1 protein-coding gene is annotated in these 756 nt (G+C 51.3%); it reads left to right on the top strand.

What is annotated here, in order from left to right:
- On the top strand, positions 1–724 hold a 724-nt coding region (locus tag F0U44_RS24120), incomplete at its 5' end, for a hypothetical protein (RefSeq protein WP_149730607.1).
- Between the last annotated feature and the right edge of the window lie 32 nt (positions 725–756).

Below are 756 nucleotides of genomic sequence, written 5' to 3'. Positions count from 1 at the left end.
CCTCAATCACCATCCGTTCCAGGTGTCGATTGATGTCATGTCCGACAAAACTGTCGATGCTGTGGTCCGCATCTTCCTGGGTCCCAAGTACGACTGCATGGGCAGGCTCATGAGCGTCAACGACAAACGCCTCGACATGTTCGAGCTGGACAGCTTTATGTACAAACTGGTCAACGGAAAGAACACCATCGTCCGTAGCTCCATGGATATGCAAGGATTTATCCCAGAGTACCTTTCGACTCGTCGTGTAATGGAAAGCGAAATGATGCCTTCCGGAGATGGCCAGACAATGGTCAAGGACTGGTGGTGCAAGTCTCGCAACGGATTCCCTCAGAGACTTATGCTGCCCCGCGGTACGATTGGAGGTTTGGAGATGCAGATGTACGTCATCGTGTCGCCGGTCCGCACCGGTATGCTCTTGCCCACATTGGACATGCCCATGATGAAGGACCGTTGTGCTTGTCGCTGGAGCTCATGTATCTCCACCATGCCTCTCGGATATCCATTTGACAGACCGATTGACATGGCGAGCTTCTTCACTAGCAACATGAAGTTCGCTGACGTAATGATCTACAGAAAAGACCTCGGCATGTCGAACACCAGCAAGACCGTGGACACCTCGGAGATGGTCATGATGAAGGACGATCTCACCTACCTGGACTCGGACATGCTGGTCAAGAGGACTTACAAAGACGTCATGATGATGAGCAGCATGATGAACTGATCACACGACATTGTACCTAACCTAAACCAGAA

This window comes from Nocardioides humilatus, from assembly GCF_008373755.1.
GTDB lineage: Bacteria > Actinomycetota > Actinomycetes > Propionibacteriales > Nocardioidaceae > Nocardioides > Nocardioides humilatus.
This window is presented reverse-complemented; position numbering and strand designations above follow the sequence as displayed.